The organism is Cytobacillus sp. MT66 (assembly GCF_058792595.1).
Genome location: NZ_JBXAFB010000005.1, coordinates 116,212 through 140,770 on the forward strand (window position 1 = coordinate 116,212; position 24,559 = coordinate 140,770).

Below are 24,559 nucleotides of genomic sequence, written 5' to 3' on the forward strand. Positions count from 1 at the left end.
TCTTATTATTCTTTTAAGTCTTCAATGGAATCAATGTCCATGTATTTTGGGACAACCAAACCAATTTTTGTGCCTTTCATGTTGTCGCCAAGGTCATCGAATTTGCCTTCGAATTTGGCAGCATAATCAGCATGTGTAACAGGCAGCCATGCAGCAACGCTTGCGTCAAGGCTTCCATCAGCAACTCCAGCCCATAGCGGACCTGCTTCAAGCTGGCTTAATTTAACCTTATAGCCTAGGTCGGTAAGCACTTGTGCAATGATATTGGTGCTGGCTATTTCACTATCCCATGCCACATAGCCAATATTAATTTCATCGCCGTCCACTTCTTCAACGCCTTCTGTCCATTGGGCTACCTTGTCTGAATTTTCGTCAACCCATGCTCTAGCGGCAGCTTCTGGATCTTCGCCATCCGTAATACTAACCATCACAGAACCCATATCATCGGCGGTCCAATTGAATTGGTCAAGGAATTTATAGGCATTTGGCTGATCTTCTGAAAGCCCTAAACGGGTAATGGTATTAATGTTTTCTTCTTCACCATAGACACCCTTTGGATCATCTAAATATTTAAGATCAAATTTGGAGAACATCCAGTGCGGAGTCCAGCCAGTTATGATGATAGGCTCTTCTTTATCATAGGCCTTTTTTAATGCAGCCGTCATTGCTGCACCAGAACCCTCCACTAATTCCCAGTCATTAAGCTCATACTCTTCAATAGCAGAGGCTGTAGCCTTCATAATGCCAGCTCCTGGATCGATGCCAATGATTTTATAGTCGACACTTTCGCCGACAGAGCTTTGGGCTGTCCCATTATCGTCTGTTTTTGATTTTTCGCTGCTTGCTTCGTCTGAACCACACGCGGCAAGTCCTAATGCTAGAACAGGCACGATAAGGGCAGACATCCATTTTTTCTTCATTACATATTTCCCCCTTGTTTTTTAACTCCTATATTTTGGGTAATCCGGTCAAGGACAATGGCAATTACCACGATCGCAAGACCAGCCTCAAAACCTTTACCAATTTGAATTTGAGTTACCGCACGGTAGACGTCGGCACCAAGTCCAGGCGCTCCAACCATGGAAGCAATAACTACCATTGATAAGGCGAGCATGATGCTTTGGTTTATGCCAGCCATAATGGTTGGCATAGCAAGAGGCAGCTGAACTTTTATAAGGCGCTGGCCTGTTGTTGACCCAAAGCTCTCTGTCGCTTCGATAATATCTGCCGGCACCTGGTGAATTCCGAGAATGGTCAGCCTGATGGTAGGCGGCACGGCAAAAATGACAGATGCCACAACTCCAGGAACGATACCTATATTAAAGAAAAAGATAGCAGGTATTAAGTAGACGAATGCAGGCATCGTCTGCATGAAATCCAAAACAGGTGTGACTATTTGCTTGACAGTTCTGTTTTGTGAAGCCCAAATTCCCACTGGGACACCAATAATAACGGACAGGAAGACCGCTGATAGAACCAGTGCGAGCGTTTCTAGCATTGGCTCCCAATATCCCAAGTTTTCTATTAAAAGCAGACCAATCACGGTAAACAGGGCGATTCCTTTAGAAGATAGCTTCCATGCAACGAGTCCTAATAGAATAATAAATATATAAAATGGAATATATCCTAATCCAGTGACAATGCCTTCAACAATTGTCTCAAGCCCATTAGAGACACCATCAAAAGCTGCGGCAAATGTAACTGTCAGCCAATCGACAAACAAATCAACCCATTTGGAAACCGGCAGTTTTGGGATTATGCCTTCCATTATTGATTCCCCCCTTTGAGCTGACTGGCAGCCGCTTCTGCTCTTGCTTGGTCAATGTCATTTATTGTTTCATTATTTCCGGCTAAAGCCCCAATGACTGCTCCTCTGACAAGGATGCCAAGAAGGCGGCTATTTTCATCAACAGCAGCAACCGGTAAAGAAGCGGTTGATACTTGATCGAATAGATCTGTTAATAAAGTATCGCTTGTCACTTTCTGCACATTGGGATCAATAATGTCATGGAGACCTTTTCCTGCTTCGACTGCTTCTTTGGCGTCCTCGGCATGAATCGCTCCAAGCAGGGTCTGTTTTTTATCCACCACATATATGCTTGATATGCCAAGCTTTTTCATCAGCTGCAAAGCAACGCGAGGTCCTTTGTCAACTTGAACAGTTTCAGCCCGTTTCATGACATGGCCAGCAGTGAGCACCTTCGATAAATCTACATCCTCTACAAATCTCTCAACATATTGATTAGAAGGGTTCATAAGAATTTCTTCAGGGGTGCCAATCTGGACGATTTCACCATCCTTCATAAGAGCAATGCGGTCGCCGATCCGAAGTGCTTCATCTAGATCGTGCGTTATGAAAATTATTGTTTTTTCCATTGAATTTTGCAGCTCTAAAAGCTCGTCCTGCATATCCTTTCTGATCAGCGGGTCAAGCGCGCTGAAAGCCTCGTCCATAAGCAGGATATCCGTATCGGTTGCAAGTGCCCTGGCCAGTCCTACACGCTGCTGCATACCGCCTGAAAGCTGGTTTGGATACTGGTTTTCATACCCCTCAAGTCCAACTAATTTAAGAGCCTTTATCCCACTTTCTTTTCTTTTGTCCTTTTGAATCCCTTGAATTTCAAGACCATATTCGGTGTTTTCAAGGACAGTTCGGTGCGGAAACAAAGCGAACTTTTGAAATACCATGCTGATTTTTTTTCGCCGAATGTCTCTTAGTTCGTCCTTTTTCATCTTGGTAATATCCTTGCCATCAATCAAAATCTCACCGGCCGTCGGATCAATCAGGCGATTGATCGTTCTGACCAATGTGGATTTACCGCTGCCGGAAAGCCCCATGATAACGAAAATTTCACCTGCATACACATCAAAAGCAGCCTGATTTACACCGACAGTTGAACCAGTCTTTTTTAATATTTCTCCTTTTGAAGAACCTTCTTTTAGAAGCTGAATAGCTTTTTTGGGGTTTTTTCCAAAGATTTTTGTTACATTTTTAACACTTAACTTTATATTCTTTTCACTCAAATATACTCACCTCATTCAATGTCAACCGGCCTAACGACCTTTTAATTGTATATTTTTTAGAAAAGGTGGGCAAAGCTGGTAAACAGGGATATTTGGCCGTAAAATCTATACAGTAAAAACTGAACGTACTGTACGTACGATATACTTAAAATTCCTGTCTTTTCCTTAATAATGCTCGCGGATGGGGTTCTTTACTTTCTAAAAAAACATGCTAGTCTAGTTTATGAGCATTTTTTTTTAGGGGATGCTGCAGGGTAAATCAGAAATTTTTCATTTAATGGATGTGAAAAGTAGTAATGGATGGAAAAGAACAGCTTGAGCGTGTTCGTGAACGAGTAATTGAAACGATTGCCAATAATATGAACTTATATGGTGTAACTGATTCAATTGGCCGCCTATATGGAATGCTATATTTTCATAATCAGCCTATGACCCTGGATGAAATGAAGGAAGAGCTTGGGATGAGCAAAACTAGCATGAGCACTTCTATTCGTCATTTATTAGAGTTAAAAATGGTTGAAAAAGTATGGAAGAAGGGAACAAGGAAGGATTTATATCAAGCCGAGGAAGACTGGTATCAAACCTTTATTGATTTCTTTACAATTAAGTGGCGTTCTGGTGTGACAATGAATATGTCAGCAATGACTAAGGCGATCACCGAGCTTGAAAAAATTATGAATGACGAGAATGTAAGCGAAGACGTAAAGTCGGAGGCAATGATTGATATAGAAAAAATGAAAAGTGCACTTGAGTATTATGACTGGCTTAACCGGGTCGTTGATTGCTTCGAATCAGGAAAAATATTTGATTTTATTCCTAAAACAGGTGAAAATGAATAAATGCAGCGGACGCACGCTATCGGCGTCCGTTTTGTATTTGCAAAGGTTCCCTTGATTGGAATTGTTTTCCTGACCACAGTGCAAGCCGTAAAATTTGTTGAAATTAATCTAAATCTGTCATTAATCTATGATTCTCTTTTATTATCTCTCGTTTCTAGTTTTTTTTGATTTTGACAAAAAAGAAATAACATGAATCGAACACAATATGTAGTGGTGTCGAAAATATTTTCGGTACTATATATAGTTTTATTTATTGATTTTACTAATTCTATATGATAACGTAATGTTATTACATCAAGATAGACTCACAAAGAATCTACTTTAAAATTGAATATATTATTTGAAGGAGTTGTGAAAATGTCTGTAGCATTAGGACAAAAAATGAGTGTGAACATTGACCGATTAAACAAGGACATCCGTTTATTTCCTCAAGTTCATCCAATCACCTCTGATATGAAGCTGACCCACAAAGGAGTTTCCCGTTTGGTCATGCTCGACAGATATACATTTAAGGATACAGAAAAAATTACTTTGACTAGTGGGGACTTTGTTGTACTTACCATTAAAGAAGATCCGAAATTTCCAGCAAGAGGCTTAGGCTATATTGTAGATATTGATTGGGAAAATAAGGCTGCAACCGTTCTAGTGGAAGAAGATTATAGAGGAGTGCTTGATGACCCAGAAGAGGCCCAAACAGGCATCATCAAGAGATCTCTGGACGTAATTGAAAAACCGCTGGAGCTTTTTTATGAGCAAATTGCTAAACGTAATGCAACAGGCCTTGCTTCTGTTGAAGAAACAGAAGAGAAGAAACAAGAATGGTTTGAAAAGTTCTACGAAGAACTTGTGAGCCTGAACTTCATTCCTGCTGGACGCGTGCTATATGGAGCGGGAGCGGAAACAGACGTAACCTACTTCAACTGTTACGTTATGCCTTTTGTTCAAGACTCACGCGAAGGTATTTCTGAACACCGCAAACAGGTCATGGAGATCATGAGCCGCGGCGGCGGAGTAGGAACGAACGGCTCAACGCTAAGACCGCGCAACACATTGGCAAAAGGCGTAAACGGCAAATCATCCGGATCGGTTTCATGGCTGGATGATATTGCAAAGCTTACACATCTTGTGGAGCAAGGGGGATCCCGCAGGGGTGCTCAGATGATAATGTTGGCGGATTAAATTAATAGACAATTTGCTGTTCTCTTGTTAAGATAAAAATAGAACAAACGTTCCTGTAAAAGGGGTGTATCTATGGATCTTACAAGGGAGCTACTTTACCGGAAATATATAATTGAAAACCAGACAACTACTCAAATTGCTAATGAATATGGATACTCAAAAACAAAAGTCAAAGGATGTCTTAGAAGATTTGGAATAAGAAAGACTCCGTTAAAACTTGGTAGTAAAATCTACGATAACAAGGATTGGCTTTTTGAAGAGTATATAGTAAAGAAAAAAGGATATACCGTAATTGCAGATGAATTAGGGGTAAGCTATACAACGATTCTAGATCGGGTTCTGTACTTTGGCTGGGAGTTAAGAGGTCATGAGGATATAGACAAAGGTGCTCCAAGAAGAGGAAAAAAACACTCTGCACAATCTTTGCTAAAAATTAAGAAGTCTAGAATAAAAAATCGAGTCCCTTTTTACTGCTTGAATTGTAATAGGAAAAATGAAAAGGTATTTTCTCTATATGTTAAAGCGAAAAGAAGATATTGCAGTTATAGCTGCTATATTGAGTATTTGAGAAAAAACAGAGTTGAAGCTGAAGATATTACAGATTCTGCAGAGTATAAAGAGTGGAGAAAAAAAGTTTACCTTAGAGATGGATATCGTTGTAAAATGCCTGACTGCAACTCTAGATCAAGGGATATAGCGGCCCATCATATTTATCCTAAAAAGAAGTATCCTGAAAAGCAATTTGATATAGATAATGGAATAACATTATGTAGGAAATGTCACGAGCTGACATACGGTAAAGAAGAGCAATTTATAGATGCACTAGTCCGCGTCGTTCAGAGATGAATGACAAGAAAATCGGGTGAATTGCAGGAAACTCCTTAGAGGCAGACAAGCTACAACGTGACTGGAAACGGTGAGCGTGAATGCTTAAAAATTGTCTGCATTGGACAATCTGCAGCCAAGCGTCATTGGGCAAAAGGTAATGGCGAAGGTTCAACGACTAGAGAGTGAGTCCCAACAATAATCTCTCATTAGCGCCCGGCCCCTAACAGATAATGCTGAGGGTGATGATATAGTCTAGTCCGGCTGCAAATGCAGCATAATATCCTGAAAGGGACGGTAAATACGTGGCATCCTGACATCATCGAATTTATTATTTCGAAAATGCAAAACCCAAGAATTTTACGATTCTTGCTTGAAACAACAAATGATGAGACCATCAAAAAATATGCAAAAGAAAAGCTGAAATTCACACCTTTTACTGAACAAGAGATTGCAATGTATCAAGGAATTATTAACTATAAACATATTCCTGGCTATGGCGGCTTCAGTGAAAAGATTATTAGTGATGCTGAGGAAAGTCTTGCAACTGGAGGAACATATTCTGTACACAACTCTGAATTCTTAACAGGTGCAAACATTTCCGTCTGCCTAACTAAAGAATTTATGGAAGCAGTAGAAAATGATGCAGAGTACGAGCTCCGCTTCCCAGATGTGGAAGGCTATAATAAAGAAGAAATGCAACATTATAATGAAGAATGGCACAAGATCGGTGATGTTCGTGAATGGGAAAAACTAGGCAATAAGGTTAGAGTATATCGTAAAATCAAAGCGAAAGAGCTTTGGAACCTAATCAATATTTGCGCAACCTATTCAGCAGAGCCAGGCATTTTCTTCATCGATAATGCGAATGATATGACAAACGCAAAAGCTTATGGACAAAAGGTTGTAGCGACAAATCCGTGTGGTAGAGTAGCTTAGTTTGCCTCACGTTAAAAACTGCGGAATGAAGCGGGAACCCTGAGATGGGAATCCGAACCGAAGATTATCTATAAAAAGGTAGTCAGGGGCAGAGCATAGATGGTGAACCTGTAAAACATTGCAGAATATAATCCATCCACGAGGCCGCAGCGTTGTGTTGATCCTACACAATGAAAAGATATGCCGACCTTACAGGAAACTGAACTGTAAGAACTAGAGGATAAAAAGCCTTTAGGATAACAAAATGGAACAGCCTCTCGCACCATTCAGTGTTTGTAACTTAGCTGCCGTGAACTTAGCAGAAATGGCAGATAAAGAAACAAAAACCGTTAACTTTGAAAAGCTTAAGAAAACTGTAGAAGTTGGCGTTAGAATGCAGGATAACGTTATTAACGCTACGCCTTACTTCTTAGAAGAAAATAAAAAGCAGGCCCTTGGCGAACGCCGTGTCGGCCTTGGAGTAATGGGACTGCATGACCTATTAATCTACTGTGAATCCGAATACGGTTCAGAAGAAAGCAATAAGCTCGTTGATAAGGTATTCGAAACAATTGCAACGACTGCTTATCGTGCATCCGTAGAGCTTGCCAAAGAAAAAGGAAGCTTTCCATTCTTAACAGGCGAAACAGAAGAAGAAACAAATAGACTTCGCCAAGCCTTTATCGAAACAGGCTACATGAAAAAAATGCCTGAAGATATCCGTGAATCTATTTTAGAAAATGGAATTCGCAATTCACATTTACTGACCGTTGCTCCGACTGGATCCACTGGGACAATGGTTGGCGTGTCAACAGGCCTTGAACCTTATTTCTCATTCTCATACTTCAGAAGCGGCCGACTAGGCAAGTTCATTGAAGTCAAAGCAGATATTGTTCAAGAGTATTTAGATAATAATCCAGAAGCAGATCCAAATAATCTTCCTAAATGGTTTGTAGCTGCAATGGACTTAGCTCCTGAAGCGCATGCAGATGTTCAATGTGTGATTCAGCGCTGGATTGACAGTTCGATCAGTAAGACGGTGAATGCACCAAAAGGCTACAGTGTGGAGCAGGTTGAAAAGGTATACGAGCGCCTATACCGCGGCGGTGCAAAAGGCGGTACTGTATATGTTGATGGCTCACGCGATTCCCAAGTTCTTACTTTAAAGGCAGAGGAAAACAGCTTTGATGATTCGTCCTTTGAGAAAAAAGAAAAGGCAAAAGCGCATGTAGTACTAGTTGATACCATTAACGATCTTCGCTCAACAAACGTAACGATTGGCAACGAGGTAGGAAATATTTGCCCAGTTTGCCGCAAAGGAAGCGTTGAAGAAATTGGCGGCTGTAACACATGTACAAACTGTAACGCACAGCTAAAATGCGGATTATAATATGAATCTAAAGAAGGTGGAGAGATCCATCTTCTTTTTTTGTGGATGCTTCCATACAATTTTCTCCTCGTCCAAAGTACTATTTTCTCCATTAGGTGATTATTAATAAATCAAGTACAACGACGGGAGTGGCTGCCTATGTATGTGGACGGGGTTTTTTCCGGCGGGGGAATTAAGGGGTTTGCCATTATTGGGGCTCACCGCGAGATTGAGAGAAGGGGCTTTCGTTTTAAAAGGGTTGCTGGAACCAGTGCAGGTTCTATTATGGCAGCCCTAATTGCCGCGAACTATACGAGTGAGGAAATTTATCAGATGATTGATGAACTCGATTTGAAAAGTTTTTTGGATGAGCGAAAAACCTATTTGCCTTTTAATCTGACGAAATGGCTTCTCGTTTATTGGCGCCTTGGCAGATACAAAGGGGATGAGCTGGAAAAATGGGTTGCCCACCATTTGGCAAGAAGAGGAATCTATAAATTCTCTGATCTGCCGCCGCAGACATTAAGGGTCATTGCTTCGGATTTAACAAATGGCCAGCTCGTTGTTTTGCCTGATGACCTTGTCAAATATGGAATTGACCCAGGCTCTTTTCCTGTAGCCAAAGCAATAAGAATGAGCTGCAGTCTGCCGTATTTTTTTGAACCTGTCAAGCTGTACGAAGGAAAATCTCCAAATATAATTGTTGATGGCGGTGTGTTAAGCAATTTTCCCATGTGGCTATTTGATCAGGAAAATGTGAAAAAGGTCCGCCCCGTATTAGGTGTCAAGCTCAGTCACAGCATCATACACAGTCCGAAAAATAAAATAAAAAATGCCATCCAAATGTATGAAGCTCTGTTTGAAACGATGAAGGATGCCCATGATGATCGCTATATTTCAAGAAAACACGCAAAAAATATTGTGTTTATTCCGACAGACGGTCTATTGGCAACTGAATTCGAAATGACAGAGGAGAAGAAAAAGGAACTCATTCAATTGGGGGAAACCTATGCAAAGCAATTCTTTTCCCAATGGTGCTATTAGAAAGGAACAGTGTTTGAAAAAATAAAAGCAATCGGTTAAAGCACTCCGATTGCTCCGCAATAAGCTTAGAGGATCGAGAATTAAAGGGAAGCTCGATCCTTCTTTTTGCCTTTTTTCCCTTCGATCACTGTTAAATGAACAGAGGATTTTTTTCTCATTTTTCTTAGGGATGTAATGGAACTAGCACTGCCTTTACGAAGATTGTCCTTCACTGTACTTTGCTGGAACCGTTTCTTCGATCTTTTTGCTGCTCGAACAAATGCACGCTGATCACGCTTTTTGGGATTAGCTCCATAAAGCCGACGAACTATGAAGAAAATAACAGCCCCTACTAATGCAATGACTGCTAATCTTTGAAAAAAGCCGGCAGGATTCGTAATCATGCCAACGGCCAATCCAAAAACGGCCAAGCCAATTAGAACGGAGATTACTATACTAGAGATCCTCATTTTCAAGAAAGCCACCTCCCTATGAGCATGATGAGCATATTTGCAAGCTTTTAAACTAATTCACGGAAATTTATCACTTTCTAACCATTTAAAGTATTACACAATTCCTTCTGTTTTTATTCGTTCCTCTGCTTCTCTTTCTTTTTTTAATAGCTGCTTAAAAGATAAGATGGCAACTTCGACCTGATCATCCTTTGGCTCCTTTGTGGTGAGAAGCTGAAGCCACAGGCCTGGAAGACCTAAATATTTCAGAACAGGAATGTCTCTTACTTTATTTGTTAATTGAAGAACTTCAAAGGAAATCCCCAAAACAACCGGTATTAAGGCAATTCGGTTTAGGACCCTGACATATAGCGGCTCTGTCGGTACAAGCAAATAAACAAACACACCAACAATAACCGTAAATAAGATGAAGCTGCTTCCGCATCGATAATGCAGGCGCGATGAGGCTTGCACATTTTCAATGGTTAATTCCATACCGCTTTCGTAAGCATTGATTACCTTATGCTCAGCTCCATGGTATTGAAACACCCTTTTTATAATGGGCGTAAGCGAGACAAAATAAATATAACAGAGCAACAGCAGCAGTTTAAAAAGGCCTTCAACCAAAATTTGCGATAAATCGCTGGAAAAAATCGGCTTTGTTAGTGCAGCTAAAAAAACGGGGACGAGTGTGAAGATGAATTTCCCAAAAATAAAGGAAAGGACCCCAATGGCTGCTACTCCAAGCCACATTGTCAGCTTTGAGCTCTCCTGCTGTTCTTGAAGCTTATAATCCTCACTCGGGTCTAAATCATAGCGTTCAGAGGAAAAATTCAAATGCTTAGAACCATTTGCACTGGCCTCAATAATAGCTATAATCCCACGAAGAAACGGAATTTTTTTCAGTGCTTGCAATGTCGGGTTTGACTTTCTCGGAAGCTCAAAATATTCGATGGAATGATCTTTGCGGCGGACGGCTGTAACATAATGATACTTGCCGCCAAACATAACGCCTTCTACAACGGCCTGGCCTCCGTATGCTGGCTTTTGATTATTTGACATAGAAGTTTACACCAACCTATAAATTAAACTCGGAATGAAACAGCTAATTCGACGTTGAACTTTAAGCATAGGCCAATGAATTGTTCAAAAGATCTGGCGTACTTTTAGAGGTATCCATCAAAAGCTGTATATACCTATATTTATTCTACTAAAAAAGCGAAAAAACCTCTAGGAAGGATCCTTCTTTTTAACGAATTTATGAAGAGTGATGTTTATTCCCGTTTTTTAATTCTAATTTTTTGGATGCAAGGTAATAAAAGGTCATGGACATAATAGGAATGGAGGTGTTGAAATTGGCTGAAGAAGAAAAGCAAGATTCCGGACAAAGAGAAAGAGAAGAGCCAATGACATTTATGACACTGGTTATTTTAACCGGGTTAATTGGAGGTGTCTTTTGGAGTGGGCTTGGCTATTTGGCACATACCATCAATTTGACGGAAATCCATCCTAGAGTGATCTTAGAACCTTGGACAATAGGAGATTGGAAGTCGGGCTGGCTTGGAACAGTTATTTCCCTCCTTTTGATTGGGGTAATCTCTATTTTAGCGGCACTTATTTATTATGGCACGTTACGAAAGTTTTACAGCATGTGGGCAGGAGTTGCTTATGGAGTCATACTGTTCCTCCTGGTGTTTTTTGTGTTAAATCCCATTTTTCCAAGCATAAGTCCAATCAATGAATTGGGAAGGGACACCATTATTACAACCGTATGTTTATATATATTATATGGTGTATTTGTTGGATATTCTATTTCCTATGAGGAAGCTGAACGAAAATATGCAGAAAAGAGGGAAAAAGAAGAGCAAGATGCGCCATCTGGCTAAAAGTGGCCTAGACAATTTTCGTTGGAAAAGAATTCATTTATGATAAAATGTTCTTGTGACTTTTTGGAAACGATTCAATGACAAGGGGAGAGGGTCTGATGGAAAAATTACAAAAACTTCGTGCCATTATTGAAAAATTAGGCATGGATGGAATGCTTATTACAAGCCCATATAACCGCCGCTACATGACAAACTTCACTGGTTCAGCAGGTGTGGTTTTGATATCAGGGGAAAGCGCACAATTTATCACAGATTTCCGCTATATTGAACAGGCTTCTAAGCAATGTGAAGGCTACGAAATTGTCAAGCATACCGGCTCAATCCCGGAGGAGGTTGCTAAGCAGGCAAAGAACTTAGGCATTAAAAAGCTGGGATTCGAGGAAGATTACCTGACTTTTTCAGCATACAAAGCCTATGAAAAAGCCGTAGAAGGTGAATTAGTGCCTGTTTCTGGCGAAATTGAAAAGTTGCGCTTGATTAAGACTGAAGCAGAGATTAATATATTAAAGGAAGCAGCGAAGATTGCAGACGCTGCATACAAACATATCCTTGAATTTATTCGCCCAGGCTTAACAGAGCTTGAAGTTTCGAATGAATTAGAGTTTTTTATGAGAAAAGCCGGCGCAGTTTCATCATCTTTTGATACAATCGTCGCTTCTGGTTTCCGTTCGGCACTGCCGCATGGCGTGGCAAGTGATAAAGTGATTGAAAAAGGCGATATGGTGACATTAGACTATGGTGCCTATTATAATGGCTATGTTTCGGATATTACCCGTACATTGGCAGTCGGCCAGCCGGATGCGAAGCTAAAGGAAATTTATGATATCGTTCTTGAAGCGCAATTGCGCGGCATGAAAGGATTCAAGCCTGGAATGACAGGGAAGGAAGCAGATGCCTTAACGCGTGATTATATTACGGAAAAAGGCTATGGTGAATATTTCGGACACTCTACAGGCCACGGCATTGGACTGGAAGTGCATGAAGGACCTGCCCTATCATTTAGATCTGATATTATTTTAGAACCTGGCATGGTCGTTACATGTGAACCTGGCATTTACATACCTGGATTAGGCGGAGTACGAATTGAAGATGACACATTGATTACAAAAGAGCACAATGAAGCGCTGACACATTCAACAAAGGAACTGATTATTCTTTAACACTTTAAAGCAACGGGGGCCTGTCCCCCGGCGCGGTAATGCTTTAAAGGGTGATAGCGTTCCTTTTTAAAACTTGAGGTTAGAATTAGGAGGATTTTTACATGATTTCTGTTAACGACTTTCGGACAGGTTTAACCATTGAGGTAGACGGCGGCATTTGGCGCGTAATGGATTTCCAGCATGTTAAGCCAGGAAAAGGTGCAGCATTTGTGCGCTCAAAGCTTCGTAATCTGCGTAATGGTGCAATTCAGGAAAAAACATTTCGTGCTGGTGAAAAAGTAGGCAAAGCACAAATTGACAATCGCAGAATGCAATATCTATATGCAAACGGCGATTCCCATGTATTCATGGACAACGAATCCTATGAGCAAATTGAATTGCCTGCAAACTCTATCGAACATGAATTGAAATTCCTTAAAGAAAACATGGAAGTTCATATCATGATGTACCAGGGAGAAACACTAGGTGTCGAGCTTCCAAATACAGTTGAATTAGAAGTAATTGAAACAGAGCCAGGCATTAAAGGAGACACAGCTTCCGGCGGCTCCAAGCCTGCAAAAATGGAAACTGGCATCATCGTCCAAGTTCCATTCTTCGTTAACCAAGGCGACAGACTTATCGTCAACACAGACGACGGTTCCTATGTATCCCGCGCTTAATAACTAAAAACCCGAAAGGACAAGTTGTCCTTTCGGGTTTTTTTAGTGCATTAACGCACTGGGGGCCTGACCCCCGCTGGTTCACCGCATTAACGCACTGGGGGTCAGGCCCCCGGTGGTTTAACGCGTTACCGTGTTGGGTTTCTTCCTTCTGCGCCTGGTGAGATGTTTGTGTTGTTAGCGCTGTTGTAGTCAGGGTTTGAGGTGGCTGGCGTTTGGTTGCTGCGGGCACCGCCCAGGTAGCTTGCCCTTGCGTTTTTTTCTTTTGAATTGATGTCTCCCCGGTCTCTAATTGTCATATCTTATAGCCCCTTTAGAAATATTTGGCCCATCTTTGAACCTAATTTTATTATTTTAAAGTGGGGCGCAGTTTATGAAACTTACGCAGTGACATTGATTTCCACTTGTAAAACATCGGGTATTCGGGTAATATAAGAGTACAAACAAGCTGCATTGTTCGCTAGTATATGAAGTTTCAACCATTGAATCAATTTAGGGAGTTCAAAATCATTTCCGGAACAACATGCCTCCATGGCTGAGGACGATTGCGAAAGAAATTGAGAACACCCACCTGGCGGAGCAGGTATGAAACTCCATATAAGACGGCGGCAACAGCGGCTATATATAAGAGTTCAAAAGCAACAACCTTTAATGGTTGTTGCTTTTTTTGTTTCCGTTATCTGGAAGGACAAGGGGCCTGTCCCCGCGTCCTGCTTAGTATTCAAACTCTGCTGTTACTTGACTTTGGATTTCGAGGGTTCCTGGCTGGATTGGGGTTGTGGCCGCTGCTTTGACAAAGGCGGTGGTCTGGTATGGGATAGGTCCTCCTTCCCCAACGGCTGTTTCGCTTACTTTTAAAGGAGTCGGGTTGAGGGTCACCCCAAGGGTTTTTGCGATGGTTTCTGCCTTTTCATAGGCATCTGCTACGGCCAGTGAGAGAGCAAGCTGTTGATAGGCGCCAGTATCTTCAACAGAAAATTGAATGCCAGAAACCTGATTGGCCCCATTTTTCACAGCGGTATCCACGATCATTCCCACGCTATCTATATCCTTGACCGTAATTTGCAGCATGTGTTCGACTCGATATCCCCGGAATTCCTGTTTGCCATCTACATAATCATATTGTGGAAAAATCGAATAATTGATAGTTTGAATCCCATCATCCGGGATCCCTGCTGTATTTAACGCGCTTTTAATGGCCGAAATAATCTCAGCATTTTCCCTTTGCGCGGCTTCTAACGAAATATCCTCTGTTACTGCGCCCAAGGTAACCTTTGCCTGATCGGGTTCAGCCGTTACTTTTCCTTCTCCAAAAACCCTTATTTTATGTTTCCTTCGGTCTGCATGAAGATGCCGGTATCCTGGCTGTTGATAGTACATATACTTCTCCCCCGTTTTTTTGTATTATTTCCATCATTTATAAGTACGGCAAAAGTGATTGGAGCATGCACATTCGGATGAAAAACAATAAAAGAAAAGTCATATTGTTTGTTTGCGGGCATACATTTTAAGTAGAAAAGCTAGTCCATCAACTTGATAGAACCAAAAACTAGGACTGCTAAATACTATAAGAAAAATAATAGGAGGCACAGTGACTTGGATACGATTCTAGCCTTTTTGCCGAAAACCATTGCAGACCAGCTGTTGAACATCCCTCCTGTCAAGTTAGCAGAGCTCGAAGAAATCCGGATCCGAATCCATCGGCCCATTGAGTTAACGATAAAGGGTGTCCCGCAATTTTTACCCTACATCGTAAAACCGGATGATGCCGTCCATCTGCTAAATAAAATCAGCCATTTTTCCATTTATACATTGGAAGAGGAGCTCAAGCGAGGCTATATCACGATAGAGGGCGGCCACCGTGTCGGATTGGCCGGTAAGGTGATTCTCGAAGAAAGCAAAGTGAAAGCAATCCGCGATATTTCTTCTTTTAACATCCGGATTGCCAGAGAGAAAATTGGCATTGCCAATCAATTAGTTCCGCTCCTATTGAATCGTGATCAATCCTGGTATCACACGATGATTATCGGCCCGCCTCAGACAGGAAAAACAACCTTGCTCAGAGATATCGCAAGAATCATTTCAAGCGGGGACGAACATAGGAGCTTACCTCCTTATAAGGTCGGGATTATTGATGAACGGTCCGAAATAGCAGGCAGTGTCAGCGGAATACCGCAAATGACCTTTGGGCCGCGCATTGATGTGCTTGATGCCTGTCCAAAAGCAGAAGGCATGATGATGATGATTCGTTCGATGAGCCCCGATGTGCTAATCGTTGATGAAATTGGCAGAAAAGAAGATGCCGATGCGATCATGGAAGCCATCAATGCCGGAATTAAATTAATCACAACGACACACGGCTATTCTTTAGGGGATATCCAAAAACGGCCGACACTAAAGCCTATCCTTGAAATGGCAAATTTCCAGCGCTACATCGAACTAAATCGAAAAAAAGGCCCTGGAACGGTGGCAAGTATAAAGGATGGAAGCGGAAAAGAAATTCTGTACGAAGTGAGAGTGACATAAAATGATCAAATTAATCGGTGCGATCATCATCATTGTTGCATCCACTTGGGGAGGATTTGAAGCGGCAAAAACTTTGACTGCACGGCCCCGGCAGCTGCGTCAGCTTAAATCAGCACTGCAATCATTAGAAGCGGAAATTATGTATGGACACACCCCTCTTCATGAGGCGGCCAGAAGGCTGTCTGCGCAAACTTCTAAGCCATTATCGCAATTTTTTGCTGCATTTGCTAAAAAGCTGACATATTCCGAAACAACCGTGAAGGATGCTTGGGAAGAAAGCCTAAAGGAAATATGGAAACTCACCGCTTTAAAGCAAAGTGAATTTGAAATCATGAAGCAATTTGGGGAGACCCTTGGCAGGCATGACCGCCATTCGCAGCAAAAGCAGATCATGCTGACCTTGACCCATCTGGAAAGAGAAGAAGCGGATGCCAGAGACAAGCAGGCACGGTATGAAAAAATGGTGAAAAGCCTCGGTTTCCTTTCAGGCCTGCTTTTGGTGATTTTATTAATATAGAGCAGAACAACTGTACAAGCGCTTAATAGTTTAGGAGGAGAATTTATGGGCTTAGAGGTAGATATTATTTTTAAAATTGCCGGTGTCGGAATTGTCGTCGCATTCCTTCACACCATTCTCGATCAGGTTGGAAAAAAAGAATATGCCCAATGGGTCACATTATTTGGATTTATCTACATTTTGTTCATGGTTGCCTCCATTGTGGACGACCTCTTCCAAAAAATTAAATCCGTCTTTCTATTTCAAGGCTAAAAGGAGGGCTCACCCATTGAGATCTTAAAAATTGTTGGTGTTGCGCTTGTTGCTACTTTTCTGGCTTTGATTGTCAAGGAGCAAAAACCGAATTTTGCCTTCCTCCTTATAGTTTTCGTCGGCTGTTCGATCTTTCTTTTTCTAGTAGACCAGATATATGCAATTATTCAAATGGTGGAAAGAATTGCCGTCAATGCAAAAGTAAATATGGTCTATATTGAGACCATTTTAAAAATTATTGGGATTGCCTACATCGCTGAATTTGCTGCACAGATAACGAAAGATGCCGGTCAGGGTGCAATTGCCTCAAAAATTGAGCTGGGCGGAAAAATCCTTATCCTTGCTATGGCCATTCCAATCCTGACAGTCATGATCGAAACGATCATTCAGATGATTCCTAATTAATATCAGCTTTGAACGCAGTTTTTGACCAAGAAGGATACCTAGGCTTAAAGCGAGGTGTAAAGATGAAGCAATGGATGCAGAAAATATTATTTCTAAATCTCCTATTCTTTTTTTTACTTATTCCAGATGTACAAGCCTCACCCAACACCACTGATCTGGCTGAAAAAATAAATCCGCAGGCTATTGTCAATTCCCAGCTGAATTCCTTAAATATTGATGAACTTAAAGGGTTTTGGGAAAAAATCAGTACACAATACGGCGGATTCTTGCCAGAAAGCCAAAAAGGAAGCCTATATGAGTTTTTAAAAGGGGAAAAACAGTTTTCCTTTAAAGAATGGTCAAAAGGCTTTATGAAATTTATGTTCCATGAATTTTTAGTGAACGGCAAATTGCTTGGTTCTTTGATTCTGCTGACAGTGCTCAGTATGTTTCTGCAATCCCTGCAAAATGCCTTTGAAAAAAGTACGATCAGCAAGGCAGCATATGCCATTGTGTTCATGGTTCTCATTATTATTGCCCTAAATAGCTTCCATGTAGTGATGAGCTATGCTCAGGAAACCATTGATACGATGATTTCCTTTATTTTAGCCCTGATTCCGCTTTTGCTCGCATTAATTGCCTCATCAGGAGGGCTTGTCTCAGCAGCATTTTTTCACCCGGTCATTTTATTTCTCATGAATATTAGCGGACTGCTTATTCAATATGTCGTTTTGCCGCTTTTGTTTTTATCAGCCTTATTGAGCATTGTCAGTACCCTTTCCGAGCAATACAAAGTCACCCAGCTGGCTAACCTGCTGAAGAATTGGAGTATCGGTCTTCTTGGAGCTTTTTTAACCGTGTTTCTCGGAGTCATTTCCGTTCAGGGGGCATCGGCTGCTGTGGCAGACGGGGTAACGCTTCGAACAGCAAAGTTTATCACCGGCAACTTTATTCCCGTCATTGGCCGAATGTTTACAGATGCAACGGATACCGTGATCACAGCATCGGTTCTGTTAAAAAATACGGTCGGGATTGCCGGTGTGGCCATCCTGCTCATCATTGCAGCTTTCCCAGCAATTAAGATTCTAATGGTCGCGTTTATTTACAAATTTTCCGCGGCCATCCTGCAGCCGCTTGGCGGCGGGCCGATTATAAGTTGCCTTGATATTATCAGCAAAAGCGTCATTTATGTTTTTGCAGCGTTAGCTATTGTTTCCCTTATGTTTTTCCTAAGCGTCACGGTGATCATCGCAGCCGGAAATTTGACAATGATGGTCAGGTAGGAGGCAGCCAACATGGATTTTATTAAAGAATGGATTACAAATATAATCTTATTTGTTCTTCTAGCCACCGTTATTGATATGCTTTTGCCAAATTCCAGCATGCAAAAGTACACAAAAATGGTGACGGGGCTGCTGCTGATTGCGGTTATTTTAACACCGGTATTAAAGCTGGTTTCTCAGGATTTCGAAGAAGCCATTGCGTCAGTCCCTGTATTTGAGGCATCAGAAGAAAAAAATATGGAAAATTCAATAGAATTGAAGAAAAAAGAAATACAAGCTCTAAACCATGCATATATTTTAGAAGAAATGGCTGTCCAAGTTAAAAAGGATGTGGAAGAGGAGTTGATGGATAAGTATCAATTGGAAATTACTAAGATTGAATTTGTCACAGATGAATATGATCAGCGCGCCTTCCCGGACAACCTGGATAAGGTAATGGTTGCAGTAAAGCAAAAAGAAGAAAATCAAGCAGCAGATGCCGTCGAGGTGGTCAAACAGGTAGAAATTAATGCACAAGAGGCACTTCCGTCAAAAAGTCATTCAAATGAGGCAGACAAAATCGCTGCGATATTAGCCGATAGGCTGGAAGTCAATGAAAAAATGATCGAAGTTGTGGTGGAAGGGGGGACATAGAAAAAGATGGACAAAGAAAAAGGGCCGTGGTCTTCATTGAAAAAGCTTTTTTCAAAAGAGGACCAGTCGGGCAAAAAGCCTGGAAAATATCAATACCTGCTCCTTGTCCTTTTGTTCGGAGCAGCCATAATGCTAGTCAGCAACGTACTTTTTTCAGACAAGACAGCAAATAGTGATGCAGCTGTTTTCAGCGATAAGAATGAAACGAATAATGAAGAGGATGTTCCGGCCTTCGGTAATAAAAAAGAGGCTGGAAATGATGACATTGCAAGCTACGAAAGAGCGTACGAGGAGCAATTAAAGGAAGCTTTAGACGCTATCGTCGGTGTTGAAGACGTATCAGTCGTAGTCAATGTCGATGCTTCTGAAAAAAAAGTTTTAGAAAAAAATACAACAAGCAAGGTTCAGACAACAGATGAAACCGACCGTGAAGGCGGAAAAAGAAAGGTTGAAGACCAGTCTAAAGAGGAGCAGCTGGTTATCATCCGCAATGGCGAAAAAGAGGTTCCTATTGTCATAGAAACGAAGAAACCAGTGATTAGAGGTGTCCTAGTGGTAGCTAAAGGGGCCGATAACATACAGGTGAAAAAGTGGATTATAGAAGCTGTTACAAAGTCTTTGGATGTGCCTGCGCATCGAGTAGCCGTCATGCCTAAAAAAACTAAGGGGGAATAATAGATGTTATTGAAAAAGCAAACAGTATGGTTATTAACAATGCTAAGTCTTGTAGTTGTTTTGTCGGTGTATTACATTACTTCACCTGAACAGAAAGGACAGGACCTGGCAGCAGTTGAGGAAAAAGCCGAAAAGGCAGTACAAAAAGAGGGAGCAGCAGCTGAAAATCCTGAAGATGCAGCCATCATTACAAATGCTTCCGGCGATGAAATGTTTGAGGCTTTAAGAATTCAGCTTAATGAAGAGCGCAGCAAGATCAAGGAAGAATTAACAGCGGTTGTCGGAGCTGCAGATGTTCCTGCAGAAGAGCGCAGTGCGGCAAAGGATCAATTGGATGAGCTAGACGAATTAGCGCAAAAAGAGCAAATGCTTGAAACATTAATCAGAGCTATGAACTATGAAGATGTCCTAGTTCGTGCAGACGGCAAAAACGTTCTAGTCACAGTAAAAGCCGATGAACTTGACCGCTCATCTGCCAACGACATCATCCGCGAAGTGCGCAACGAAATCGGCAGCACCCAACTAGTAACAGTAGAATTCCAGCCAGCTAAATAAGGACACAGGCTCTCTTTCCCGTGGACATGGGCGTGGACACGGGGACGGTTCCTTTGTCCTTGCAGGAAATGCTCAGGACATGTGGATCTGTCCTCACTATAAAGGTGTAGAAAATTGCTTCTGTATTCTCACCAATCAAAAAATAGCGGGTACTCCTAGTGGAGCCCGCTATTTTTGCTGAAGCTGAAGCAGGTATTCCATTGATTCGTTTGCATCGGCAACAGATGTAAATAAATTTTCATGATGCTTGGTCTGCAGACCGACTGCTGATGAGATTTCCTGCAGGGAGGCGCTTGCCTGTTCGATGACGGAACTAAATTCGCTGATCGATGATCCGATAATCTGCGAGGAATCGCGGATTTTTCTTGTTAACTGATCGTAATTGGCAATGTCATCCCTGAGCTGAAGAAAAGTATTTTTGATTGATTGAAAAGTGGCTTGAGTATCTGCTGCCAATTGAAGATTGTTTGTTAATTTTTCACCAGTGATTTGAACACTTTCCTTCGTTAATTCCGTATCTTCAATGACATTTTCCAAGTTCTCCGTAATTTGCAATGCAGTTTTGCCTGTTATATCAGCAAGCTTTCTAACTTCAGCAGCAACAACGGCAAATCCCTTGCCGCTTTCCCCGGCTCTGGCAGCTTCAATTGACGCATTTAATGCCAGGAGATTCGTCTGGCTGGCAATCTCATGGATAGCTGCAGCGAAGTTTGAGGTTTCTTTAACGAGATTGGATAATGACATCATGTGTCCATTCACTTTTTCCATTTCGGCGTAGGAATGAGAAATATCCTTTTTTAGCTGGCCGACAAGAGCATCCCCTTTATTGGTGATTTCTTCTGCTTGAATCGCATCGTTATGTAAATTTTCAACAAGTATGGCAGTTTCCTCGGTTATCCGGTGTGTATCCTCAAGAGATTGCGTAATATCAATGATTGTATCAGACTGGGCATGGATGCCGACAGAAATCTCTGCAATCGAAGCATTCATGTCTTTGGCAGACTGGCAGTTTTCTTCACTCATATGCTTGACATCTTGAATCATTAGGGAAAGATTTTTTGTGCTTTTTTCGACCGTCTTTTTCATTTCGATGTTATTTTCCAATAACAATTGGGTTTCTTTTTGAGCCGAAACAATATTTTCAGATAATTTTTTTGCCAGGGAAAGCTGAAAGGATAGCAAAATCGTAATCAGTATAAAAAGCAGGTATATCGTTACATAATTTTTCGTTTCCAGCGGGAGCTGTTCGTGATGCAAAAAGGTGAAAACAGTGATAACAGCAAGCCCAAGTCCGGAAGAAAGCCAGAGAATGCTTCTGACCATATAGATAGCTGCCAGGGCTATTACATAGTAAATTAAAAAATACGCTGTAGCCGAAACGGTGTTTTGCATTATGATGAACATCACTGCAGACACTAGAATAACAGCGATGTAAGGTATGGCTGAAATCATCTTTTGCAGATAATGCATAGCCGCTGTAATTCCCACACCGATCCCGCCAGCAATAATAATGGATAAAATAACTGCAAGCTCCTTCTTCATTGCAATATCAACAATTGCTGCCAGGATCACGCATACAAAGGTTGACTTTACAACAAGGGAGTTTTTCCTTATTAAATCCTCTTTCTTTATTTCATCAAGACTCTGCATTCCCGATCTCACCCTTCTAAACTAGTTCCTAAGCATTATTATTTCGATATTTTAATCAAAATTCCTCTGAAAAAATTACAAATATTCGTGAAAAAATAAACAGGAAAATAGTCAAGTACTGTTGGTTTAACGCAGTAAAGCACTGGGGGCCTGACCCCCGGAACTTCACAGCGTTAAAGCGCCGGGGGACAGGCCCCCAATGCGGTGATGTGCTAAAGTGGGTGGGTACATCCCATCCCATCATTTCCTGCCACTTGTTACACGATTATGAATACTGGTAAAATAGAGAAGTCAGACAGGGTTTTGAGCAGATAGGTATATTCCATTATTGAATTCTTAATAGGTGTTATCGTATGATATTAATAGCTAGTCATAATTTATTTCAATTGTGTGTGTTGTGCAAAAAATGACACATCAAATCTAAGGGGTGCTAATGAATATGTTGAAGGTTCAAGAAATTAGAGAACTAATTAAGCTAATTGATCAGTCGAATATTGATGAGTTTGTATACGAAAATGACGGCTCAAAAATTAAAATGAAAAAGAAGGTACAAGAAGCTGAATCCGTTCAGCAGGTAAGAACCGTTGTTCAGGAAGTGCCAGTTCAAGCAGCGCCTGTACAGCCTGCTGCTGTTATCCAGGAAGCTCCAGCCGCTGTCCAAGCAGAAGCTGCTGCACCTGCTGCAAAAGCGCCAGAAGCAGACACATCTAATCTACATAAAATTGTCTCCCCAATGGTAGGCACATTCTATCAATCTCCATCACCAGATGCTGACGCCTACGTAAAAGCCGGTTCAAAGGTGACAAATGATTCTATCGTATGTATTGTAGAAGCAATGAAACTTTTCAATGAAATCGAAGCAGAGGTTAACGGAGAAATCGTTGAGATTCTTGTTAAAGACGGACAGCTTGTTGAATACGGCCAGCCGTTATTTTTAGTAAAACCTGAATAAGGAGCGGTCACGCAAATGATAAAAAAACTGTTAATTGCAAACAGAGGAGAAATCGCAGTCCGTATCATTCGTGCATGCCGCGAAATGGGGATTGAAACCGTCGCTGTCTTTTCTGAGGCAGATCGCGAAGCCCTGCACGTCCAGCTGGCGGATGAAGCATTCTGTATAGGTCCAAAAGCATCGAAAGACAGTTACTTAAATTTCACGAATATTATAAGCGTTGCCAAGCTTACTGACTGTGACGCCATCCATCCAGGCTATGGCTTCCTTGCTGAGAATGCCGATTTTGCGGATCTTTGCCGGGAGTGCAATATCATTTTTGTTGGGCCAACACCTGAAGCTATTACAAAAATGGGAACAAAGGATATTGCAAGAGAAACCATGAAAGAGGCTGGCGTTCCGATTGTTCCAGGTTCAAACGGAATCATTAAAGACATTGATGAAGCCATTGAACTTGCGAATAAGATTCAATACCCAGTCATCATTAAAGCAACTGCTGGCGGAGGCGGTAAAGGAATCCGTGTTGCCAAAAATGAACAAGAGCTGGTCAAGGGCATTAATATTACCCAGCAGGAAGCATTAACAGCTTTCGGTAATCCAGGTGTATATATAGAAAAATATATTGAAGACTTCCGCCATGTTGAAATTCAGGTCCTTGCGGATACACATGGCAACGTCATTCACCTTGGCGAGCGTGATTGCTCCATCCAAAGACGTCTGCAGAAGCTTCTCGAAGAAACGCCTTCACCAGCGCTTGATGGGGAAACTCGTGCGGAAATGGGGGCTGCTGCTGTAAAGGCTGCACAGGCAGTAGATTACACTGGGGCAGGCACCATTGAGTTTATTTACGATTATAATAACCGTAAATTTTATTTCATGGAAATGAACACAAGAATACAAGTAGAACACCCGGTAACTGAAATGGTTACAGGCGTTGATTTAATTAAAGAACAGATCAGAGTAGCATCTGGAGAAAAGCTTAGCCTGCGTCAAGAAGACGTTACATACACTGGCTGGGCAATTGAATGCCGGATCAATGCCGAAAATCCGGAGAAGAATTTCATGCCATCTGCTGGTAAAATTGAAATGTATTTACCGCCGGGCGGCCTTGGTGTACGCGTAGATTCTGCCGCATACCCGGGATATACCATTCCTCCATATTACGATTCTATGATTGCCAAGCTGATCACGTATGGAGCTACTAGGGAAGAAGCCATTTCCCGAATGAAGAGAGCCCTAAGCGAATTTGTGATAGAAGGAATTCATACAACGATTCCATTCCATTTAAAACTTCTTAGCCATGAAAAATTTGTGGAAGGGCAATTTAATACGAAGTTTTTGGAAATGTATAACGTAATGAATAAAGAAGACTAACGGAGGTGTCATGATGAGCGAAAATATTTTAGAAATGAGTCATGAGGATACCGGTCTTGGAAAAATTGAAATTGCACCCGAAGTTATCGAGGTCATTGCCGGAATCGCTGCATCTGAAGTAGAAGGGGTCGCGCAAATGCGCGGGAACTTTGCATCTGGTGTTGTTGAAAGATTAGGCAAGAAAAATCACGGCAAAGGTGTAAAAGTAGAACTTGCTGAAGATGGCATAAAGGTAGATGTTTATTGTGTCATGAAATTTGGGGTATCTATACCGACAGTTGCCCAGAAAATTCAAGATAATATCCGTCAGGCCTTATTGAATATGACAGCTTTAGAAGCGCAAGAAGTAAACATCCATGTTGTCGGAATTACATTTGAAAATCAAAAGAATGAGCTTGAAATCGATCAGGAACTCTAATAATAA

General features: G+C 41.5%; 25 protein-coding genes, 1 other RNA gene and 3 pseudogenes. 21 read left to right on the forward strand and 8 right to left on the reverse strand.

Features of this window, described 5'->3' with window-relative positions; translation table 11 throughout:
• Window positions 1-5 precede the first annotated feature (5 nt).
• From AC1Q59_RS10940 to AC1Q59_RS10950, 3 genes are read right to left on the reverse strand one after another with little or no spacing between them, the layout of a single operon-like run.
• On the reverse strand, window positions 6-920 hold the full coding sequence (locus AC1Q59_RS10940; RefSeq protein ID WP_492365862.1) for a glycine betaine ABC transporter substrate-binding protein: 915 nt from the start codon (window positions 918-920) through the stop codon (window positions 6-8).
• A complete protein-coding gene (locus tag AC1Q59_RS10945; RefSeq protein WP_492365863.1) occupies window positions 920-1,768 on the reverse strand; it encodes an ABC transporter permease in 849 nt (282 codons plus the stop codon). The genes AC1Q59_RS10940 and AC1Q59_RS10945 overlap by 1 nt, the downstream gene beginning before the upstream one ends.
• Window positions 1,768-3,024, reverse strand: coding sequence for a quaternary amine ABC transporter ATP-binding protein (locus AC1Q59_RS10950; RefSeq protein ID WP_492365864.1), 1,257 nt, complete (start codon window positions 3,022-3,024; stop codon window positions 1,768-1,770). Before AC1Q59_RS10950 ends, AC1Q59_RS10945 begins: the two co-directional genes overlap by 1 nt.
• Window positions 3,025-3,320: 296 nt before the next feature.
• Here AC1Q59_RS10950 and cudC point away from each other — a divergent pair, with 296 nt between their 5' ends.
• The 6 genes and pseudogenes from cudC (at window position 3,321) to AC1Q59_RS10980 (ending at window position 9,198) form a co-directional block, all read left to right on the forward strand.
• Window positions 3,321-3,863, forward strand: coding sequence for a choline uptake/conversion transcriptional regulator CudC (gene cudC, locus AC1Q59_RS10955; RefSeq protein WP_492365865.1), 543 nt, complete (start codon window positions 3,321-3,323; stop codon window positions 3,861-3,863).
• Window positions 3,864-4,220: 357 nt separating this feature from the next.
• A pseudogene (locus AC1Q59_RS10960) lies at window positions 4,221-5,039 on the forward strand (ribonucleotide reductase barrel domain-containing protein); the annotation flags it as partial.
• Between the two features lie 75 nt (window positions 5,040-5,114).
• On the forward strand, window positions 5,115-5,888 hold the full coding sequence (locus tag AC1Q59_RS10965) for an HNH endonuclease (RefSeq protein WP_492365866.1): 774 nt from the start codon (window positions 5,115-5,117) through the stop codon (window positions 5,886-5,888).
• 264 nt (window positions 5,889-6,152) lie between these two features.
• Window positions 6,153-6,794, forward strand: a pseudogene (locus AC1Q59_RS10970) (ribonucleotide reductase barrel domain-containing protein); the annotation flags it as partial.
• Between the two features lie 259 nt (window positions 6,795-7,053).
• Window positions 7,054-8,175 (forward strand): annotated as a pseudogene (locus AC1Q59_RS10975) (ribonucleotide reductase barrel domain-containing protein); the annotation flags it as partial.
• A 138-nt stretch (window positions 8,176-8,313) separates the two neighbouring features.
• Window positions 8,314-9,198, forward strand: coding sequence for a patatin-like phospholipase family protein (locus AC1Q59_RS10980; protein ID WP_492365867.1), 885 nt, complete (start codon window positions 8,314-8,316; stop codon window positions 9,196-9,198).
• Between the two features lie 80 nt (window positions 9,199-9,278).
• On the opposite strand, the gene AC1Q59_RS10985 is transcribed toward AC1Q59_RS10980, so the two are convergent.
• Both AC1Q59_RS10985 and AC1Q59_RS10990 read right to left on the reverse strand, forming a co-directional pair.
• Window positions 9,279-9,647 (reverse strand): SA1362 family protein, encoded by a 369-nt coding sequence (locus AC1Q59_RS10985; protein ID WP_492366083.1) that lies wholly within the window; start codon window positions 9,645-9,647, stop codon window positions 9,279-9,281.
• Between the two features lie 96 nt (window positions 9,648-9,743).
• Entirely contained in the window at window positions 9,744-10,691 is a 948-nt protein-coding gene (locus AC1Q59_RS10990) for a DUF1385 domain-containing protein (protein ID WP_492365868.1), read from the reverse strand.
• 278 nt (window positions 10,692-10,969) lie between these two features.
• Between AC1Q59_RS10990 and AC1Q59_RS10995 the strand changes: the two genes are divergently transcribed.
• The 3 genes from AC1Q59_RS10995 (at window position 10,970) to efp (ending at window position 13,334) form a co-directional block, all read left to right on the forward strand.
• Complete coding sequence (locus AC1Q59_RS10995) at window positions 10,970-11,515, forward strand: YqhR family membrane protein (protein WP_492366084.1); 546 nt, start codon at window positions 10,970-10,972, stop codon at window positions 11,513-11,515.
• A gap of 98 nt (window positions 11,516-11,613) precedes the next feature.
• Window positions 11,614-12,675, forward strand: coding sequence for a M24 family metallopeptidase (locus AC1Q59_RS11000; protein ID WP_492365869.1), 1,062 nt, complete (start codon window positions 11,614-11,616; stop codon window positions 12,673-12,675).
• Window positions 12,676-12,776: 101 nt separating this feature from the next.
• Window positions 12,777-13,334 (forward strand): elongation factor P, encoded by a 558-nt coding sequence (gene efp, locus AC1Q59_RS11005; RefSeq protein WP_492365870.1) that lies wholly within the window; start codon window positions 12,777-12,779, stop codon window positions 13,332-13,334.
• A gap of 128 nt (window positions 13,335-13,462) precedes the next feature.
• Here the strand turns inward: efp and AC1Q59_RS11010 are convergent, their stop codons facing one another.
• Window positions 13,463-13,633, reverse strand: a complete 171-nt coding sequence (locus AC1Q59_RS11010; protein WP_492365871.1) for a hypothetical protein — start codon at window positions 13,631-13,633, stop codon at window positions 13,463-13,465.
• Between the two features lie 143 nt (window positions 13,634-13,776).
• On the opposite strand from AC1Q59_RS11010, the gene ssrS reads away from it, so the two are divergent.
• Window positions 13,777-13,959: non-coding RNA, 6S RNA (gene ssrS, locus AC1Q59_RS11015), on the forward strand.
• Between the two features lie 89 nt (window positions 13,960-14,048).
• Here ssrS and AC1Q59_RS11020 read toward each other — a convergent pair.
• The gene (locus AC1Q59_RS11020; protein WP_492365872.1) at window positions 14,049-14,714 is read right to left on the reverse strand and encodes an SIMPL domain-containing protein; all 666 of its coding nucleotides are present in this window, start codon (window positions 14,712-14,714) and stop codon (window positions 14,049-14,051) included.
• Between the two features lie 216 nt (window positions 14,715-14,930).
• On the opposite strand from AC1Q59_RS11020, the gene spoIIIAA reads away from it, so the two are divergent.
• The 8 genes from spoIIIAA (at window position 14,931) to AC1Q59_RS11060 (ending at window position 20,159) form a co-directional block, all read left to right on the forward strand.
• Window positions 14,931-15,860 (forward strand): stage III sporulation protein AA, encoded by a 930-nt coding sequence (spoIIIAA, locus tag AC1Q59_RS11025; protein WP_492365873.1) that lies wholly within the window; start codon window positions 14,931-14,933, stop codon window positions 15,858-15,860.
• Between the two features lies 1 nt (window position 15,861).
• Window positions 15,862-16,377 carry a stage III sporulation protein SpoIIIAB gene (gene spoIIIAB, locus AC1Q59_RS11030; RefSeq protein WP_492365874.1) on the forward strand — a complete coding sequence of 172 codons (516 nt, stop codon included), beginning with the start codon at window positions 15,862-15,864 and terminating at the stop codon, window positions 16,375-16,377.
• 45 nt (window positions 16,378-16,422) lie between these two features.
• Window positions 16,423-16,629 (forward strand): stage III sporulation protein AC, encoded by a 207-nt coding sequence (gene spoIIIAC / locus AC1Q59_RS11035; RefSeq protein ID WP_009794945.1) that lies wholly within the window; start codon window positions 16,423-16,425, stop codon window positions 16,627-16,629.
• A 15-nt stretch (window positions 16,630-16,644) separates the two neighbouring features.
• A complete protein-coding gene (spoIIIAD, locus tag AC1Q59_RS11040; RefSeq protein WP_492366085.1) occupies window positions 16,645-17,034 on the forward strand; it encodes a stage III sporulation protein AD in 390 nt (129 codons plus the stop codon).
• Window positions 17,035-17,096: 62 nt separating this feature from the next.
• Window positions 17,097-18,296 carry a stage III sporulation protein AE gene (spoIIIAE, locus tag AC1Q59_RS11045; RefSeq protein WP_492365875.1) on the forward strand — a complete coding sequence of 400 codons (1,200 nt, stop codon included), beginning with the start codon at window positions 17,097-17,099 and terminating at the stop codon, window positions 18,294-18,296.
• Window positions 18,297-18,308: 12 nt separating this feature from the next.
• Entirely contained in the window at window positions 18,309-18,929 is a 621-nt protein-coding gene (gene spoIIIAF, locus AC1Q59_RS11050; protein WP_492365876.1) for a stage III sporulation protein AF, read from the forward strand.
• Window positions 18,930-18,935: 6 nt separating this feature from the next.
• Window positions 18,936-19,604 carry a stage III sporulation protein AG gene (spoIIIAG, locus tag AC1Q59_RS11055; protein ID WP_492365877.1) on the forward strand — a complete coding sequence of 223 codons (669 nt, stop codon included), beginning with the start codon at window positions 18,936-18,938 and terminating at the stop codon, window positions 19,602-19,604.
• Between the two features lie 3 nt (window positions 19,605-19,607).
• Window positions 19,608-20,159, forward strand: a complete 552-nt coding sequence (locus AC1Q59_RS11060; RefSeq protein WP_492365878.1) for a SpoIIIAH-like family protein — start codon at window positions 19,608-19,610, stop codon at window positions 20,157-20,159.
• 168 nt (window positions 20,160-20,327) lie between these two features.
• Here AC1Q59_RS11060 and AC1Q59_RS11065 read toward each other — a convergent pair whose 3' ends face one another.
• Window positions 20,328-21,809 (reverse strand): methyl-accepting chemotaxis protein, encoded by a 1,482-nt coding sequence (locus AC1Q59_RS11065; protein WP_492365879.1) that lies wholly within the window; start codon window positions 21,807-21,809, stop codon window positions 20,328-20,330.
• Window positions 21,810-22,248: 439 nt separating this feature from the next.
• Here AC1Q59_RS11065 and accB point away from each other — a divergent pair, with 439 nt between their 5' ends.
• The 3 genes from accB to AC1Q59_RS11080 are packed head-to-tail and all read left to right on the forward strand — an operon-like array spanning window position 22,249 to window position 24,553.
• Window positions 22,249-22,761: an acetyl-CoA carboxylase biotin carboxyl carrier protein gene (gene accB, locus AC1Q59_RS11070; protein WP_492366086.1), complete on the forward strand. Its 513-nt coding sequence runs from the start codon at window positions 22,249-22,251 to the stop codon at window positions 22,759-22,761.
• A gap of 15 nt (window positions 22,762-22,776) precedes the next feature.
• A complete protein-coding gene (accC, locus tag AC1Q59_RS11075; RefSeq protein ID WP_492365880.1) occupies window positions 22,777-24,135 on the forward strand; it encodes an acetyl-CoA carboxylase biotin carboxylase subunit in 1,359 nt (452 codons plus the stop codon).
• A 13-nt stretch (window positions 24,136-24,148) separates the two neighbouring features.
• Window positions 24,149-24,553, forward strand: a complete 405-nt coding sequence (locus AC1Q59_RS11080) for an Asp23/Gls24 family envelope stress response protein (protein ID WP_492365881.1) — start codon at window positions 24,149-24,151, stop codon at window positions 24,551-24,553.
• Window positions 24,554-24,559 lie beyond the last annotated feature (6 nt).

Coding starts and splice junctions, on each gene's coding strand:
- AC1Q59_RS10940 (WP_492365862.1), bottom strand. CDS start 920: ATGAAGAAAAAATGGATGTCTGCCCTTATCGTGCCTGTTCTAGCATTA.
- AC1Q59_RS10945 (WP_492365863.1), bottom strand. CDS start 1,768: ATGGAAGGCATAATCCCAAAACTGCCGGTTTCCAAATGGGTTGATTTG.
- cudC (WP_492365865.1), top strand. CDS start 3,321: ATGGATGGAAAAGAACAGCTTGAGCGTGTTCGTGAACGAGTAATTGAA.
- AC1Q59_RS10965 (WP_492365866.1), top strand. CDS start 5,115: ATGGATCTTACAAGGGAGCTACTTTACCGGAAATATATAATTGAAAAC.
- AC1Q59_RS10980 (WP_492365867.1), top strand. CDS start 8,314: ATGTATGTGGACGGGGTTTTTTCCGGCGGGGGAATTAAGGGGTTTGCC.
- AC1Q59_RS10985 (WP_492366083.1), bottom strand. CDS start 9,647: ATGAGGATCTCTAGTATAGTAATCTCCGTTCTAATTGGCTTGGCCGTT.
- AC1Q59_RS10990 (WP_492365868.1), bottom strand. CDS start 10,691: ATGTCAAATAATCAAAAGCCAGCATACGGAGGCCAGGCCGTTGTAGAA.
- AC1Q59_RS10995 (WP_492366084.1), top strand. CDS start 10,970: ATGGAGGTGTTGAAATTGGCTGAAGAAGAAAAGCAAGATTCCGGACAA.
- AC1Q59_RS11000 (WP_492365869.1), top strand. CDS start 11,614: ATGGAAAAATTACAAAAACTTCGTGCCATTATTGAAAAATTAGGCATG.
- efp (WP_492365870.1), top strand. CDS start 12,777: ATGATTTCTGTTAACGACTTTCGGACAGGTTTAACCATTGAGGTAGAC.
- AC1Q59_RS11010 (WP_492365871.1), bottom strand. CDS start 13,633: ATGACAATTAGAGACCGGGGAGACATCAATTCAAAAGAAAAAAACGCA.
- AC1Q59_RS11020 (WP_492365872.1), bottom strand. CDS start 14,714: ATGTACTATCAACAGCCAGGATACCGGCATCTTCATGCAGACCGAAGG.
- spoIIIAB (WP_492365874.1), top strand. CDS start 15,862: ATGATCAAATTAATCGGTGCGATCATCATCATTGTTGCATCCACTTGG.
- spoIIIAC (WP_009794945.1), top strand. CDS start 16,423: ATGGGCTTAGAGGTAGATATTATTTTTAAAATTGCCGGTGTCGGAATT.
- spoIIIAE (WP_492365875.1), top strand. CDS start 17,097: ATGAAGCAATGGATGCAGAAAATATTATTTCTAAATCTCCTATTCTTT.
- spoIIIAF (WP_492365876.1), top strand. CDS start 18,309: ATGGATTTTATTAAAGAATGGATTACAAATATAATCTTATTTGTTCTT.
- spoIIIAG (WP_492365877.1), top strand. CDS start 18,936: ATGGACAAAGAAAAAGGGCCGTGGTCTTCATTGAAAAAGCTTTTTTCA.
- AC1Q59_RS11060 (WP_492365878.1), top strand. CDS start 19,608: ATGTTATTGAAAAAGCAAACAGTATGGTTATTAACAATGCTAAGTCTT.
- AC1Q59_RS11065 (WP_492365879.1), bottom strand. CDS start 21,809: ATGCAGAGTCTTGATGAAATAAAGAAAGAGGATTTAATAAGGAAAAAC.
- accB (WP_492366086.1), top strand. CDS start 22,249: ATGTTGAAGGTTCAAGAAATTAGAGAACTAATTAAGCTAATTGATCAG.
- accC (WP_492365880.1), top strand. CDS start 22,777: ATGATAAAAAAACTGTTAATTGCAAACAGAGGAGAAATCGCAGTCCGT.
- AC1Q59_RS11080 (WP_492365881.1), top strand. CDS start 24,149: ATGAGCGAAAATATTTTAGAAATGAGTCATGAGGATACCGGTCTTGGA.